This is a genomic window from Amycolatopsis sp. NPDC049159 (assembly GCF_040648295.1).
Taxonomy (GTDB): domain Bacteria; phylum Actinomycetota; class Actinomycetes; order Mycobacteriales; family Pseudonocardiaceae; genus Amycolatopsis; species Amycolatopsis pretoriensis_A.
The window spans coordinates 41,994-55,762 of sequence record NZ_JBEZDL010000032.1; the positions used below are offsets into that span (position 1 = coordinate 41,994).

General features: G+C 70.7%; 16 protein-coding genes and 2 pseudogenes. 12 read left to right on the forward strand and 6 right to left on the reverse strand.

What is annotated here, in order from left to right; genetic code table 11:
• Nucleotides 1-422 precede the first annotated feature (422 nt).
• From AB0B33_RS41505 to AB0B33_RS41520, 4 genes are all read left to right on the forward strand, one after another.
• A complete protein-coding gene (locus tag AB0B33_RS41505; protein ID WP_360782286.1) occupies nt 423-779 on the forward strand; it encodes a hypothetical protein in 357 nt (118 codons plus the stop codon).
• Nucleotides 780-947: 168 nt separating this feature from the next.
• Nucleotides 948-1,355: an STAS domain-containing protein gene (locus tag AB0B33_RS41510; protein ID WP_360782288.1), complete on the forward strand. Its 408-nt coding sequence runs from the start codon at nt 948-950 to the stop codon at nt 1,353-1,355.
• Nucleotides 1,356-1,826: 471 nt separating this feature from the next.
• A complete protein-coding gene (locus tag AB0B33_RS41515; RefSeq protein WP_360782290.1) occupies nt 1,827-2,264 on the forward strand; it encodes an STAS domain-containing protein in 438 nt (145 codons plus the stop codon).
• Nucleotides 2,265-2,597: 333 nt separating this feature from the next.
• Nucleotides 2,598-2,873 carry an isoamylase gene (locus AB0B33_RS41520; RefSeq protein ID WP_360782359.1) on the forward strand — a complete coding sequence of 92 codons (276 nt, stop codon included), beginning with the start codon at nt 2,598-2,600 and terminating at the stop codon, nt 2,871-2,873.
• Between the two features lie 79 nt (nt 2,874-2,952).
• On the opposite strand, the gene AB0B33_RS41525 is transcribed toward AB0B33_RS41520, so the two are convergent.
• Nucleotides 2,953-4,173: a cytochrome P450 gene (locus tag AB0B33_RS41525; RefSeq protein ID WP_360782292.1), complete on the reverse strand. Its 1,221-nt coding sequence runs from the start codon at nt 4,171-4,173 to the stop codon at nt 2,953-2,955.
• A gap of 67 nt (nt 4,174-4,240) precedes the next feature.
• Between AB0B33_RS41525 and AB0B33_RS41530 the strand changes: the two genes are divergently transcribed.
• The 5 genes from AB0B33_RS41530 to AB0B33_RS41550 all read left to right on the forward strand — a co-directional run bounded on the left by AB0B33_RS41530 (nt 4,241) and on the right by AB0B33_RS41550 (nt 9,096).
• Nucleotides 4,241-4,849 (forward strand): TetR family transcriptional regulator, encoded by a 609-nt coding sequence (locus AB0B33_RS41530; RefSeq protein WP_360782294.1) that lies wholly within the window; start codon nt 4,241-4,243, stop codon nt 4,847-4,849.
• Between the two features lie 282 nt (nt 4,850-5,131).
• The gene (locus AB0B33_RS41535) at nt 5,132-6,265 is read left to right on the forward strand and encodes a thioester domain-containing protein (protein ID WP_360782296.1); all 1,134 of its coding nucleotides are present in this window, start codon (nt 5,132-5,134) and stop codon (nt 6,263-6,265) included.
• A gap of 131 nt (nt 6,266-6,396) precedes the next feature.
• The gene (locus AB0B33_RS41540; protein ID WP_247018560.1) at nt 6,397-7,293 is read left to right on the forward strand and encodes an AraC family transcriptional regulator; all 897 of its coding nucleotides are present in this window, start codon (nt 6,397-6,399) and stop codon (nt 7,291-7,293) included.
• Between the two features lie 80 nt (nt 7,294-7,373).
• Nucleotides 7,374-8,216 (forward strand): carbohydrate-binding protein, encoded by an 843-nt coding sequence (locus AB0B33_RS41545; protein WP_247018563.1) that lies wholly within the window; start codon nt 7,374-7,376, stop codon nt 8,214-8,216.
• A 133-nt stretch (nt 8,217-8,349) separates the two neighbouring features.
• On the forward strand, nt 8,350-9,096 hold the full coding sequence (locus AB0B33_RS41550; RefSeq protein WP_360782299.1) for an alpha/beta fold hydrolase: 747 nt from the start codon (nt 8,350-8,352) through the stop codon (nt 9,094-9,096).
• Between the two features lie 25 nt (nt 9,097-9,121).
• Here the strand turns inward: AB0B33_RS41550 and AB0B33_RS41555 are convergent, their stop codons facing one another.
• Together AB0B33_RS41555 and AB0B33_RS41560 are read right to left on the reverse strand one after the other, a co-directional pair.
• Nucleotides 9,122-10,138, reverse strand: a complete 1,017-nt coding sequence (locus tag AB0B33_RS41555; RefSeq protein WP_360782361.1) for a chitinase — start codon at nt 10,136-10,138, stop codon at nt 9,122-9,124.
• A 351-nt stretch (nt 10,139-10,489) separates the two neighbouring features.
• The gene (locus AB0B33_RS41560) at nt 10,490-10,738 is read right to left on the reverse strand and encodes a hypothetical protein (RefSeq protein WP_247018567.1); all 249 of its coding nucleotides are present in this window, start codon (nt 10,736-10,738) and stop codon (nt 10,490-10,492) included.
• A 316-nt stretch (nt 10,739-11,054) separates the two neighbouring features.
• Here AB0B33_RS41560 and AB0B33_RS41565 point away from each other — a divergent pair, with 316 nt between their 5' ends.
• Together AB0B33_RS41565 and AB0B33_RS41570 are read left to right on the forward strand one after the other, a co-directional pair.
• Complete coding sequence (locus AB0B33_RS41565; RefSeq protein WP_247018569.1) at nt 11,055-11,231, forward strand: zf-HC2 domain-containing protein; 177 nt, start codon at nt 11,055-11,057, stop codon at nt 11,229-11,231.
• Between the two features lie 45 nt (nt 11,232-11,276).
• Nucleotides 11,277-11,909: a methyltransferase domain-containing protein gene (locus AB0B33_RS41570; protein WP_360782301.1), complete on the forward strand. Its 633-nt coding sequence runs from the start codon at nt 11,277-11,279 to the stop codon at nt 11,907-11,909.
• Nucleotides 11,910-11,912: 3 nt separating this feature from the next.
• On the opposite strand, the gene AB0B33_RS41575 is transcribed toward AB0B33_RS41570, so the two are convergent.
• From AB0B33_RS41575 to AB0B33_RS41585, 3 genes and pseudogenes are all read right to left on the reverse strand, one after another.
• Nucleotides 11,913-12,326 (reverse strand): Lrp/AsnC family transcriptional regulator, encoded by a 414-nt coding sequence (locus AB0B33_RS41575; protein ID WP_360782303.1) that lies wholly within the window; start codon nt 12,324-12,326, stop codon nt 11,913-11,915.
• A complete protein-coding gene (locus AB0B33_RS41580) occupies nt 12,233-12,562 on the reverse strand; it encodes a hypothetical protein (RefSeq protein WP_360782305.1) in 330 nt (109 codons plus the stop codon). The genes AB0B33_RS41575 and AB0B33_RS41580 overlap by 94 nt, the downstream gene beginning before the upstream one ends.
• Before the next feature lie 154 nt (nt 12,563-12,716).
• A pseudogene (locus AB0B33_RS41585) lies at nt 12,717-12,995 on the reverse strand (AsnC family protein); the annotation flags it as partial.
• 46 nt (nt 12,996-13,041) lie between these two features.
• Here AB0B33_RS41585 and AB0B33_RS41590 point away from each other — a divergent pair.
• Nucleotides 13,042-13,520, forward strand: a pseudogene (locus AB0B33_RS41590) (MFS transporter).
• Nucleotides 13,521-13,769 lie beyond the last annotated feature (249 nt).

Here is a 13,769-nt window from a genome sequence, read left to right on the forward strand (position 1 = left end):
TCGCAGCGTAGGAACGGCCAACGGGTTTCTCGTTCGAAGGACCGGAAAAGGGGTTTTGTGACGCAGTGGCACGGTGGGCGCGCGAAAATCAAGCCCTAACGCGTGAAGTGAAAAGGGGTTCGAGCGGGGACGAGCCACAGTGCGTAATGGGGATCCGGATTTCCCGACGCACCTGGCCTGAATATCCGGCGGCCGGCCCATTCAGCCGGCCGATTCGCCGAACGCCCTGGCGTGAATATCTCCGGACGTCGGGTAGGTACCCATTCGAGTTACGCGAACCCCGGTCAGGGGCTCGCGCACCCCACACGATCGGCGAAACCGGCTGGAATGAATAGCACGGCATCAGTACGTTCTCCCCACCGAGGCGGAACACACCTTCATTGCCGTCGCCGCAGTCTCACCATCAATCGAGGGAGTCACCCATGCTGAAGAAGATCGGTTTCATCGCGGCCGCCATGGCGGCCGGCGCATTCGTGACCGGCGGGATCGCGGCCGCCGGAACGCCGGACGAGGACGGGCACCACCACGGCTACGACTACACCGGTCAGGTCGGCGTGGTCAACCTGAACAACACCGACGTGCTGCACAACGTCAACGGCACGGTCGGCTTCTGCGGCAACGACGTCAACGTGCTCGGCGTCCAGGTGCCGGTCCGCGACTCGCTGGACGGGATCGGCGTGCCGGTCCTGTCGCCGGGCGAGACCGAGGCCAGCGGCGAGTCGCCGTACAACTGCGCCTCGGGCGGCGTCACCGACGGCGGCACCAGCCAGGACAACTGAGTCCGCCTGCCGAGCCGCCCTTGGTGTACAAGGAAGGGCGACTGATCGCCCCAAGCCGAAACCGCCGCGCCCATTCCGGCGCGGCGGTTTCGGCTTGGTTCTTCCGGCCCGGCACTGCGGGGAGGCCCGGCATGCCCGGCCCTCCCGCGTCGACGAGGAGGCCACCGCATGCCCTCCACCGCCGGACCCCGCAGTCACTTCGAACTCGGACTTTCCGTCCAGACCCGGTTCGCCGTAACCACGACTGCCGACGCGGCCACCGTCGCCGTCATCGGCGACCTCGACCTGTCGAACACGGCGCAACTGCGGGAAAGGCTGGACGACGAACTGACGCTGCGCCCCGCCGCGCTCATCATCGACCTCGCCGCCGTGGGGTTCTGCTCCGCCGGCGCCCTGTCGGTCCTGGTCGACACCGTCACCAGCGCCGACGCCCGCGGACTCGCTTGCGCGGTCATCGCCCACCAGCGCGCCGTGGTCCGCCCGATCAAGCTCCTGCGCCTCGACCGCATCCTGCCGATCCACGCCGACCGGGCCGACGCGGAGAAATGGCTGTCGCTGGTAGCGCGGCTACGGTGAGCCCCACTGGGCGAGGAAACGGGGTGACGTCGGGGAAGGCGAAACGAGCCGTGACCGGGACGGTGTGTTCGGCCGGCGGCAGGTGCCAGGTGATCACCCTCAATTCCCCGTGCCGGAGGACCTCCGGCGGACAGATTTCTTTCGGGTGCTCGGACAACCGTGTGGGTTCGTTACCTCCTCGCCGCCGAAACCACACGATCGGCTACTCCTGCATGCGGGGAGTACGGCCCTGGAAAGAAATTTGAGTACGTTTGCCGCGGAATGCGACGACTGGCTCCGACGGTGCGACCGCAGGCATTCGCGGTCGTCGTGTTCCGTTGTACGAGAAGAGACCGCGGCGATGCTGCAGCGGCTGCTCGACGGCGGTACCGTCGATGTTGTGGTGCAAATCGCCGGCCCGGCGACCCGGTGGTGGGGTTGAACCGGGTGGCGCGGTAGTGCGGTCTCACAAGAGGTGAGGAGGCCATGGTCATGCCGTCGATGTCCGTGCCGCGGCCGCGGGATCCACGTCGCCGCCCGCCGGCGACGTTGTCAGTGGGCCGGACCGGCGAAGCGAGCGTGGTCATCGCAGCGGGCGAGCTCGACTTGTCCGTCACCGCTCAGCTCTCCGCGTTGCTGGCCGGGGAACTACGCCGCCAACCACCGGCGCTCGTCTGCGACACCTCGGCGGTCCAGTTCTGCGCCGCACGCATCCTGACGATCTTGATCGACGCCACCGCCGACGCGGCCGTGGCTCAGGTGCCGTTCGCCGTGGCCGGGCGACCACGAGCGCTGGTGCGGCCGATCACCGCGCTGGGGCTGCAGCACGTTCTGCCCGTTCACCGCAGCGTCGCCGAAGCTCTGAACTGGCTGGCGCTGTCCGTCGATCCGACCAGCCTGGACGCCGGCGGGTACCCGCCAAGCGCGTGAGGTCCGCGCCGGCCACAGCCAAGACTCGCCAGTTCTCCAATGCGCTTTCACTCCACCGCACGCGCGACCCCGTCCACCGTGACGTCCGGAACGCCGGTCGGCAGCGCCCACTCGATCGGGCTACCCGGCGCGCCCGTACTCACCCCGCACAGCCGGGTGCTCCGGCAGCCAGCTTGCCGTCCCGAGCCGCCGTTGTGCGTTGTGTCGGCGACCCATCGATGGGGTGAAGGTCGCGTCGGCGAGGGTGAAATACGCGGCGTCCGAGTGGCATCATGGACGCGCTCAGCGTCGAGTGCACTGTTCCGAATGGACATCCCGAGAGGCTTCCGCCGAGTGATCAAGATTTGCCAAGGCCGTGACGGAAACGGCGCGAAGCGCCTCGTCTTCAACTTGCCCACCGACGAGCCTCCGGGTCGCGTCAGCGTCGTGGGATCGTTCAACGGCTGGACTCCCGGGCGGCACCACTTGCAACCCCACACCACCGGCCGCCGCACCGCCACCGTCGAAGTCGCCCCCGACGCCGCCGTCCAGTTCCGCTACCTCGGGGAGAACGGCTATTGGTTCGACGACCCCGATAATCCGGACGCACTCGATCGGGCCGACAACTGATTCGGCGGGGTGTGCGGGGTGTGCACCGACCGGTTCGGACCCACCCTCCTGCCGCGGGGCAAGAACTTCGGCGTGAGGCTCAACCTCGAACGGTCACCGGGAACTTCGCCGGCCCCCGCAGGTTGATCCGCCCGTTCCACTCCAGCTGCCCCGCGAACCCCAGGTCCGGGAACCGCTGCACCAGGCGGCTGATCGCCACCTGACCTTCCAGCCGGGCCAAAGCCGCACCCAGACAGTGGTGGGGCCCCGCGCCGAACGAAACCTGGTGGCGGGCCTCCGGGCGGTCCAACCGCAACTCGTCAGCGTCCGGCCCGAAGAACCGTTCGTCCCGGTTAGCCGAGGCCAAGCAAGCCAGCACAAATGTCCCCGCCGGGATTTCCTTCCCCGCCACCGAATACGGCGAAGTCGTGATCCGCCGCGTCTGCTGCACCGGCGAGTCGTACCGCAAGAACTCCTCCACCGCGTTCGACGCCAACTCCGGCCGAGAGCGCAGCAAAGCCAGCTGATCCGGGTTCCGCAGCAACGCGTTCACCCCGTTGGCGATCAGGTTGACCGTCGTCTCGTGGCCCGCCACGTACAGCAGCACCACCTGGGCCACCAGCTCGTCGCCGTCCAGGACCTGGCCGTCGTGTTCCGCTGCGATCAACGCCGTCAGCAGGTCGTCCGCCGGGTGGTTGCGCTTCCACTCGATCACCGAACGGGTGATCGCCGACAGCTCGGCGTCCGCCGACGCGATCGCCCGGGCCGTTTCCTCGTCCGCCACGATCTCCAGCGAGCGCACCAGGGTTCCGCTCAGCTCGCGGATGCGCGCGTGGTCGGTCGGCGGCATGCCGAGCATCGTCGAGATCACCGCGAACGGCAGCGGGAACGCCAGTTCCTCGACCAGGTCCGACGTGCCCTTCTCCGCCATCCGGTCCAACGAGGCGTCGACGAGCGAGACGATCTGCGGTTCCAACGCCGCGACGGCCCGGCGGGTGAACACCTTCGTCACCAGGGACCGGAGGCGGGTGTGGTCGGGCGGGTCGCGGTCGAGCATCGACAGGTTCAGCGCGCCGGGGTTCGCGTCCGGGGTCAGCGCGGCCTGCTGGTCGAGGAACGGGCCCGCGGCCAGGTTCTCGATCTCCACCGACAGCCCCGCGCGCAGCAGCGCCGAGACGTCTTCGTAGCGCGAGACGAACCAGAAGCCCAGCGGGTGGCTCTGCACCGGGTCCTCGTCGCGCAGCAGCCGGTACTGCGCGTACGGGTCTTCGAAGAACCCCGGTGCGAACGGGTTGAACAGCAGCTCGTCGGTGTTCGTCATCAGCAAACCCCCAGAGAGACCTACGCCGTGTCGGTGACATACGCAGTGTATGTCGTATGCTCTGCGCATGTCGACCGTCAAGAGCCGGCGGGAGCAGTACTCCGAGGCCACCCGGGCCGCCCTGCTGGTGGCGGCCACCCGCCGGTTCGGCGAGCACGGCTTCAGCGGCACCGCGCTGGAGGACATCGCCGCCGACATCCAGGCGACGCGCGGCGCGATCTACCACCACTTCGCGAACAAGACGGCGCTCTTCGAGGCCGTGTTCGAGCAGCTGGAAACCGAGGCGATGGAACTGTCCGCGAGCGCGGCCGCCCGCGCTGCGGACCCGTGGGCGGCGGCCTTCGCGGCGCTCGACGCGTTCCTCGACCGCTGCTGCGACCCGGTGTACGGCCGGCTCGTCTGGCAGGAAGCGCCGATCGCCCTCGGCTGGGTGCGCTGGCAGGCGGCCGAAGCGCAGTTCGCCTACGGCCTCGTCGAGCAGCTGATCAAGGCGCTGGTGGACGGCGGCGACTTCGACGAGCAGCCGCTGGAGACGACGACCCGGCTGGTGTTCGGCATGCTCGGCACGGCCGGGATGGCGCTGGCCGAGGCGTCCGATGTGGACAAACCACAGCTGAAGGCGGAGTACACGTCCGTCATCGGGAGGATGGCTTCCGGGTTGCGCAGACCGGCTTGACAGCGCCCCGGCGATGATTCGCCGGAGGCGACGCCGCTCCGTCCGGAAAGAACAGTGCCGTGCGCCTTTTTCAAGAGGATTTCTGCGGCTATTCGGACACATTCGTGTTTGAGGGGGCACCCTGCGTAGCACTTGTGGTGTCTGTGTAAGCTCCGGATTCGCTTGACCGGGTGATCACTCACCCGAATCGGTGACCGCCGCGATCGACGCTGCTCATCTGCGCGGTCCCCACGTCGTGGTTCGGGCTCGGATAGGAGATTTATGCAGGTCAGGTCCACTCTCGTGCGTGGCGGGATCGCGGTTCTCGCCGCGGCCGCCGCGGTCATGGTCGGCGCCCCGTCGGCCCTCGCGGACGACGGCGCGGCGCGCGGCCGGGTCAGCGAAAACGCCGGCACCGTCGGCTACCGGCTGAACCTCGACGGCGGTGGTGACTACATCACCAAGCTGTTCTCGCTGAAGCTGACCGACGGCAGCACGCTGAAGCTCTACTGCGTGCAGATCACCGTCGGCATGCGCACCGACGTCGACATGGTCGAGCGCCCGTGGAACAAGTACCCCGCCGCGAACTCGCCCTTCGAGAAGAACAGCGCGAAGATCAACTGGGTGCTGCACCACGGCTACCCGGGTGTCGCGCTCGACGCGCTGGGCAGCGCGCTGGCGAAGTCCGGCGTCAAGGTCAACGACGGCATCTCCGAGCGCGAGGCCATCGCCGCGACGCAGGCCGCCGTGTGGCACTTCAGCGACGGCGTGAACCTGAACCTCACGAAGCCGCTGGCCGAGGACAACCCGGCCGAGGCCAACGCCGACGTCGCGTCGCTGTACAGCTACCTGACCGGTGACGAGAACAAGGGCATCGGCGAGCAGCCGAAGCCGGCGCTGAACATCGCGTCGCCGAAGACCGAGGGCAAGGCCGGCACCAAGATCGGCCCGTTCGAGGTCGCCACGTCCGGTGACATCACGTCGCTCACCACCGAGCTGCCCGAGGGCGTCAAGGTCACCGACGCCGACGGCAAGGAGCTGAAGACCGCGGACGTCAAGGACGGCAGCAAGCTGTTCGTCGACGTCCCGGCCGAGGCGAAGCCGGGCAACGGCTCGTTCTCGCTCAAGGTCACCGGCGAGCTGGACACCGGCCGCCTGTTCGTCGCCGACAACTACGCCAAGAAGCCGGCGCAGTCGCTGATCGTCGCCGACTCGGAGAAGACCCAGGTGACCGCGAAGGCGGCCGCGACCTGGACCGAGGCGGGCGCCCCGGCCACCAGCACCGCGCCGACCACCACCCCGGGTGGCGCGCAGTCCGGTGGCGGCGACCTGGCCAACACCGGTGTCGACGCCGCGGTTCCGTTCGGCGTGGGCGGCCTGCTGCTGGGCGGCGGCGCGCTGATGCTGCTGGTGAACCGGCGTCGCAGCCGCGCGTAAGCAAGACCCGTGAACGGGGCCGGTCCACTGTGGACCGGCCCCGTTTTCGTGTCCGGACTACGACGTTCGGATTGCGATCATCGGGGCACAACCGGACGAAACGCCCGGTAATTGGTCTAGACTTTTCCGCCATGCGCGGTACCACCGTTCCGCCGGGGACGCCCTGCCCGCCGCCGCGGGCCGGCGAACTGCCGATGCACCGGCTGGAGGTGCCGGCCCCGAACGCGCCGCCGATCGCCGTCGGCACGTTCGATTCGATCGGGCCGCTGGCGCGTGCGGATTTCCCGCACCGGCACACCTTCCACGAGCTCGTCCACGTCACCGGCGGCACCGGGACGCACGTCGTCGAGCTGGCGCGCTGGCCGCTGCGGCCGCCGCACCTCGGCTTCATCGCCCCGGGGCAGGTGCACCAGTGGGCGGACGTCCGCGGCCTGACCGGCCACGTCGTCGTGTTCACCGACGACTTCCTCCTCGACTACCCGGCCGACCGCGAGCTGCTGCGACGCCTCAGCGCACGGCCGTGGCTGGGGCTGGACGCCCGCGCGAACGCCGGCGTCACGCGGCTCATCGCCGATCTGGAGGACGAATACCGCCGCGGTGGCGACGACGCCGAGTCGGTGCTGCGGGCGCTGCTGCACGTCCTCGTCGTGCGCGCGGGACGGCTGCCGGGGACGCCGGAAGCGCCGCCCGCGCCCGCCGGGGCGGTGGCCGCGGAGTTCGCCCGGCTCGCCGCCCGCACCGAGCTCGGGCTGTGGTCGGTGACCGCGCACGCCGAACGCATCGGCGTCACCCCCGGTCACCTCACCGAAGCGGTGAAGGCGGCGACCGGCCGCACCGCCGCGCAGCTGCTGCGCGAGGCCCGGACGCGGGAGGCCCAGCGGTTCCTGCTCCGGACGGACCTGACCGTCCGCCAGGTCGCGAGCCGCGTCGGGTTCGCCGACCCGGCCTACTTCTGCCGGTTCTTCCGCCGCGAGACCGGGCTCAGCCCCGGCGACTTCCGCCGCGTCGGGGAGATTCACCACGACTGACCGGTCCAGTCCATCGTCGCCCGCCCGGTGCGCTGCCTACGTTCGAGGGGATCCCCCGACGCCCCCACGAGGAGCAAGGCATGGACGAAGAGAACAAGCTCAGCCGCAAGACGGTGCTCAAGGCCGCGCTCGCGGCGGGTGTCGCCGCGCCGGTCGCGCTGATCGGCGGCCCCGCGCTCGCCCGCACCACCGTCGCCACCGGCACCGCCCCGGCGCTGACCCCCGAGTGCCACGACGGCGACGAGCCGACGATCGAGCAGACCGAAGGCCCCTACTTCAAGCCGAACTCACCCGAGCGGACCAACCTCGTCACGCCCGGCACCCAGGGCACCCGGCTCACCGTCACCGGGTACGTCTTCGGCCTCGCGTGCCAGCCGGTGAACCGCGCGCTGCTGGACTTCTGGCAGGCCGACGTCAACGGCGCCTACGACAACACCGGCTACACGTTCCGCGGCCACCAGTACACCAACGCCCAGGGCGCGTTCACGCTCTCCACGATCGTGCCCGGCCTCTACCCGGGCCGGACGCGGCACATCCACGTCAAGGTGCAGGCCCCCGGCCGGCCGATCCTGACCACGCAGCTCTACTTCCCCAACGAGCCGCGCAACAACACCGACACGATCTTCGACGCGCGGCTGCTGATGACCGTGCGCGACAACGGCTCCGCGAAGGAGGCCGCGTTCGACTTCGTGCTGAACGTGCCGCAGACCGGCACCCCGACCCGGCCGACGTCCACGACGACGCCGACGAGCGGGCCGACCACCTCCACGCCGCCCGGGGGCACCTCCTGGGCGGTGGGCACCACCTACGCGGCGGGTGCCCGGGTCACCTACGGCGGCGGGGGATACGTGTGCCTGCAGGGGCACACGGCCCAGCCGGGCTGGGAACCCCCGAACGTCCCCGCCCTGTGGCGGGCCGGGTGACGTCCCCGCCGAGGCGCTCCTGAGGAGGGAGGGAAGAACCGGCGGGTCCCGGTCCGCACACCGGGGCCCGCCGACCCCAGAATCCGCCCGTTAGGGGTCGACGCGGGGCGGGGCGCCTGCCAGATTGGCGAGCATGAGCATTTCCCTCGAGGCCGCGGAGTGGATCCGGCGCTTCCACCCGGCGCCGACCGCGCCGGCGCGGCTGGTGTGCTTCCCGCACGCCGGGGGCTCGGCGAGCTACTTCCACCCCGTGTCGGCCGCGCTGGCGCCGTCGGTGGAGGTGCTGGCCGTGCAGTACCCCGGCCGCCAGGACCGCTACGCCGAACCGCCGGTGGACGACCTGTTCGTGCTCGCCGACCAGCTGGTGGACGTGCTCGCGCCGGAGCTCACCGGGCCGGTCGCGTTCTTCGGCCACAGCATGGGCGCGAGCCTGGCGTTCGAGGTGGCGCGGCGGCTCGAGGAGCGCGGCACGCGGCTGCTCGCGCTGTTCGTCTCCGGGCGGCGCGCGCCTTCGGCGTTCCGCGACGAGCGGGTGCACGAGAAGGCCGACGACGAACTGCTGGCCGAGGTCAAACGGCTCAGCGGCACCGATTCGCGGGTGCTGGAGGACGACGAGATCCTCCGCATGGTGCTGCCCGCGCTGCGCAGCGACTACAAGGCCGCGGAGCTCTACCGCTACCGCCCGGGCCCGGACGTGGGCTGCCCGGTCGTCGCCCTGATCGGCGACCGCGACCCGAAGGTCACCGAGGCCGAGGCGCGGCAGTGGGCGGAGCGCACGTCCGGCGGGTTCGAGCTGCACGCGTACCCGGGCGGGCACTTCTACCTCAACGACCACGCCGCGGCGGTCATCCGGCTGATCGGCGAACGGCTCGCCCGCTGAGCGAGCGAGCCGTCCGCGTCCCGGATCAGCAGTAGAGGTTCGCGCCGGGGTCGACGCCGAGGACGGAAGCGATCTGGCGGTACTTCGAGACCCGGCTCTCGACCTGGGCGGGGTTGCCGCCGTTGCACTCGATCGAGCCGTTGATGCTGCGGATCGTTTCGCCGAAGCCGCGGCCGTTGACCATCGCGTTGTGCGGGGTCATCGTGCCGGGGCCGCTCTGGGTGTTCCAGTACCAGAGCCCGGTCTTCCACGCGACGGCCGAGTTCTGCTCGACCTGCCAGGGGTTGCCGAGCAGGTCGATGCCGAGCGCGTCACCCGCGGCCTTGTAGTTGAAGTTCCAGCTCAGCTGGATCGGGCCGCGCCCGTAGTACGCCGCCTGGCCCGCGGGGCAGCCGTAGGACTGGCCGTAGTCGCAGTAGTGCGGGTAGTTGGCCGTGTTCTGCTCGACGATGTAGACGAGGCCGCCGGTCTCGTGGTTGACGTTCGCGAGGAACGCGGCCGCTTCCTGCTTCTTCACGGTGTCGCTGCCCGTGTTCGCGAAGCCGGGGTAGGCCGACAGGGCCGCGGTCAGGCCGCTGTAGCTGTAGAAGCTGTTGCGGCCGGGGAAGATCTGGTTGAACTGGGCCTCGCTGACGACGAACGAGCCGGGGTTGCCCGGGTTCGTGCCGCCGCCGCAGTCGTACGGTTCCCAGTACCAGGTGCTGATGACGGGGTCGTAGCCCGGGTTGGCGTTCTTGGCGCGGTAGTAGCCGCCGTTGGTGTACTTGACGACCGCGCCGACGTCGTACCACTGGCCGGCGACCCAGTTGGGCGCGGTGCAGGTCGTGCCGCCCCCACCGTCACAGCTGTAGGGCTCCCAGTACCAGGTGCTGATGATCGGGTCGTAGCCCGGATTCGCGTTCTTGGCGCGGTAGTAGCTGCCGTTGGTGTACTTGACGACCGCGCCCACGTCGTACCACTGGCCCGCGACCCAGTTGGGCCCGCTGCAGGCGGCGGCCGCGGCCCGCGGGGCCTGGCCGGTGGCGGCGGGCACGCCGAGCACGAGCGCGGCGGCGGCGGCGAATGCTGACAGGACCGCGACAAGACGTCTTCTCAAGACTGGCTCACTCCTTCGGCCACGACGGAGTCCGGACGCGGGGGCGCCCGGTGTCGGAGGGGGTTGTGCTCATCCGGCCGAGACGAGGGTGACACCGGTCACTAGAGCAGATTGGTCTAGTCCAGTCAAGAAACCCGGCGATCCGGGCAACGGGTCTGCGCGAACGTCCGCCGGGACGTGGCCCCGGATCCGGTCGGCGAGGCGGTACTTCACCGCGGGATCACGCGGTTTCGGAGGTCGTGGCCGTGCGTGGGTTCGAGCGCGGGAGTGGCCGGGACGGTGCCCGGCCGTTCCTCGTCACCGCGCTTGCGGGATCCGCACCCGTGCGGCCGGCGCGAACTGCAGGATGCGCTGCAGCCGGGCGCGGCCCAGCCGGTGGAGCATCTCCCCGAGCTCCTCCGGCGCGATGCTCCCTTCGAGGTCGACCCGCGTCACCTTGACGACGCGGTCGATCTCCGAGGCGGGGAGCCGCCCCGCGAACTCCCCGGCCAGCCACACCCCGACCTCGTCCACGACGTCGTCCGCCCGGTGGCTCCGTACGGTCATCGCTCTCCTCGTTTCGGATCGCCCTGCTTCTTCAGGTCGAAGCCGGAAAATCCCGGTCCGACGCAGGTCGGACGACGCAGCCGGGGACCCATGACGCGGAATCGCCGAAGTTCCGCGCACAAATGCTTTCCGTGTCGTGACCGGTGGGTACCGTGACCGCTTTTGTCACTCACACGGACCGTCCGCCGCCGGTAGTTGTCCGCCGATCGGGTGGAAAACGAGGGAACCTCGCCGATGGCGCGTCCCGGCCAGGACCCTGGAGACGTCCGGTAGTGCGGGTGTTCCTTCGCGGGACGCGGAAACGGAGACGCGATCGATGGGCCGGTACGACCGGACCGACCTCGGGGCCTACAGCCTGGGGTTGCTCGAGACCGCCGAGGCGGCGCGCGTGGAGCGGCACCTGGCGGCGTGCCAGGACTGCCGCCAGGAGGTCCGCGAGTTCGAGGCCGTCCGCAGCATGCTCGACCACCTCGCCGAGGTGAAGTCCACTTAGGACGGTCGCCGGAAAATGTCGGTGCCCGCCGGTACGGTCCGCAGCGTGACCGACGACCAGTTCCTCGACCCCACCCGGGCCACGTACGCGATCGTGGCCGAGAGTTACGACAGCTTCGTGCCCCCGCTCGCCGAAGACGTCCAGGACCGCGCGCTGTTCACGGCGTTCGCCGACCTCGTCCGCGGCGGCCCGGTCGCCGATCTCGGCTGCGGCACGGGTCGCGTGACGGCGTTCCTGGCCGAAGCCGGCCTGGACGCCGTCGGTGTCGACTTGTCGCCGGAGATGCTCGCCGTCGCCCGTCGTGAACACCCTGACCTGCGGTTTTCCGAGGGATCGCTGCTCGCGCTGGACCTGCCGGACGGCGGTCTCGCCGGCGCGGTGGCGTGGTATTCGATCATCCACACCCCGCCGTCGCGGCTGCCTGCGGTGTGCGCCGAGCTGTTCCGGGTGCTGCGCCCGGGCGGCTACCTGCAGCTGGGCTTCCACGTCGGCGACCGGCGGCACCACCGCAGCGACGGCTACGGCCACGACGGGTTTTCGCTCGACATCTACTGGCTGCCGGTGGAGCGGGTCTGCGGGCTGGTGACCGACGCCGGGTTCGAGGTCGTCACGCAGGTGCTGCGCGATCCGGCGGCGCGGGTGCCGCAGGGGAGGGTGCTGGCGCGGAAACCGGAGTGAACTTCAGCGGGACGCGGCGGCCTTGATCGTCCGCAGCACGGGCGCGGTCTCCAGCGTCCGGATCGCGTCGAGCGCACCCAGCCGGTGGGTCAGGTAGTGGTGCAACGCGGCCGCGTCCGGGCAGAGGGCGAGCGCGACCAGGTTGGCCGGGCCGGTCGTCGCGGCGACGAGGGCGAGTTCCGGGTGCGTCGCCAGCGTCTTCGCGACGTGGTCGAGGTGCGCCGGCGCGACGCCCATCCAGAGCAGCGCCTGCGTCGTCGCGCCCAGCAGGGCGGGGTCGAACTCGAGGTCGAAGAACACGGTGCCCCCGGCCTGGAGATCGGTCAGCCGTCGGGCGACGGTCGCCGCCGACCAGCCGGTGGCCGTGGCCAGCTCGGCGAGGCTCGCGCGCCCGTCGCGCTGGAGCGCGGCCAGCACGCGGCGTCGTCACCGGTCAGCGGCTTGCCTTCGCCCGGCGACGGCGGTGTCAGCGCCGCGTCGAGCGCGTTCGCCCGGCCGAGCCACGCGGTCGGGCCATCGAAGTAGCGGTGCAGGAGCTGGTGCGCCGACACGACCGTGACGCTCGCCGTGCGCGGGATGTCCCGCAGCAGCAGGGAATGGTCGCTCGCGGCGGGCGTCTGGACGTTCACGCAGATCTCGGTACCGCCGGACATGAGCTTGATCCACGCGGTATCGGCGCGGCGCGCGGGCGAGGTCCCGCGCGGCGTGCGGTGTCGCGGTCAGCCGGACCATCCACTCGGCTTGCCCGGGGCGTTGCGGATCCGGCAAGCCGACGACGCGAAGTTCCGGTTCGGCGCGAAGCCGCCGGTAGCGCCGCGCGACGGTCTGCGTGGAGACACCGAGGACGTCACCAACCTTCGTGAACGGCGCCCGGCCGTCGACGTGCAGCGCGCGGTCGAGCACGGCGGCGTTCGATCCAGAGTGGCGGCCAACGAAGGGGACACCTCGTGCCGACCACCACGCGTCACCGCTGGGCCGCACTCGCCGTGCTGCTGACCGCCGAGGCGATGAACCTGCTCGACGCCACGATCGTCCAGGTCGCGGGCCCGGGATCCACACGGCGCTCCCGGGCCCGGCCGCCGACATCCCGTGGTTCAGCGCGGCGTACACGCTGCCGTTCACGGCGTTCCTGATCACGGGCGGCCGCCTCGGCGACGTCCTGGGGCGCGCCAAGGTGTTCAAGATCGGCGTGGCGGGCTTCGTGCTCGCGTCGCTGGCGTGCGCGATCGCCCCGGACGCGAGCGTGCTGATCGGCGCACGGGCAGTGCAGGGCGCGGCAGCGGCGCTGGTGATCCCGCAGACGATCGGCTTGATCCGCGCCCTTTCGAGGGCCACGAGCTGGCGAAGGCCCTGGGCACGATCGGCCCGGTGATGGGCCTGTCGGCGGTGACCGGATCACTGCTGGGCGGACTCCTCACACAGGCGGCGTCGTGGCGTGCGGTGTTCTTGGTGAATGTCCCGCTCGGCCTCGCGGTGCTCCTGGCCGCCCCGGCTGCTGCGCGAGGATCGGGCCACCACCCGCCCGCTCGACCCAGCCGGAGCGCAGTCACGTGCAGCTCGACCCGCCGCCGGATCGCGGCTCGACCAGGTCGGCACCGCAGGTCTGGGTGAAGATCGGGCGGCCGCCCGCCCGCGGCTCAACCCACCCGGCGCGGGGCTGCGCGGGGAACGGCCTGCTATCCGCCCGGGGTTCGATCCGGCCGGCACGCGGCTGCGTGAGGAACGGCCTGCTATCCGCCCGGGGCTCGATTCGGTCGGTACGGGGCTGCGTGAGGAACGGCCTGCTATCCGCCCGGGGCTCGATTCGGTCGGTACGGGGCTGCGTGAGGAACGGCCTGCTACCCGCCCGGGGCTCGATTC

Excerpts from the sequence above, each read along its gene's own strand:
- AB0B33_RS41505 (WP_360782286.1), top strand. The coding sequence starts at position 423 with ATGCTGAAGAAGATCGGTTTCATCGCGGCCGCCATGGCGGCCGGCGCA.
- AB0B33_RS41510 (WP_360782288.1), top strand. The coding sequence starts at position 948 with ATGCCCTCCACCGCCGGACCCCGCAGTCACTTCGAACTCGGACTTTCC.
- AB0B33_RS41515 (WP_360782290.1), top strand. The coding sequence starts at position 1,827 with ATGCCGTCGATGTCCGTGCCGCGGCCGCGGGATCCACGTCGCCGCCCG.
- AB0B33_RS41525 (WP_360782292.1), bottom strand. The coding sequence starts at position 4,173 with ATGACGAACACCGACGAGCTGCTGTTCAACCCGTTCGCACCGGGGTTC.
- AB0B33_RS41530 (WP_360782294.1), top strand. The coding sequence starts at position 4,241 with ATGTCGACCGTCAAGAGCCGGCGGGAGCAGTACTCCGAGGCCACCCGG.
- AB0B33_RS41540 (WP_247018560.1), top strand. The coding sequence starts at position 6,397 with ATGCGCGGTACCACCGTTCCGCCGGGGACGCCCTGCCCGCCGCCGCGG.
- AB0B33_RS41545 (WP_247018563.1), top strand. The coding sequence starts at position 7,374 with ATGGACGAAGAGAACAAGCTCAGCCGCAAGACGGTGCTCAAGGCCGCG.
- AB0B33_RS41550 (WP_360782299.1), top strand. The coding sequence starts at position 8,350 with ATGAGCATTTCCCTCGAGGCCGCGGAGTGGATCCGGCGCTTCCACCCG.
- AB0B33_RS41560 (WP_247018567.1), bottom strand. The coding sequence starts at position 10,738 with ATGACCGTACGGAGCCACCGGGCGGACGACGTCGTGGACGAGGTCGGG.
- AB0B33_RS41565 (WP_247018569.1), top strand. The coding sequence starts at position 11,055 with ATGGGCCGGTACGACCGGACCGACCTCGGGGCCTACAGCCTGGGGTTG.
- AB0B33_RS41580 (WP_360782305.1), bottom strand. The coding sequence starts at position 12,562 with ATGTCCGGCGGTACCGAGATCTGCGTGAACGTCCAGACGCCCGCCGCG.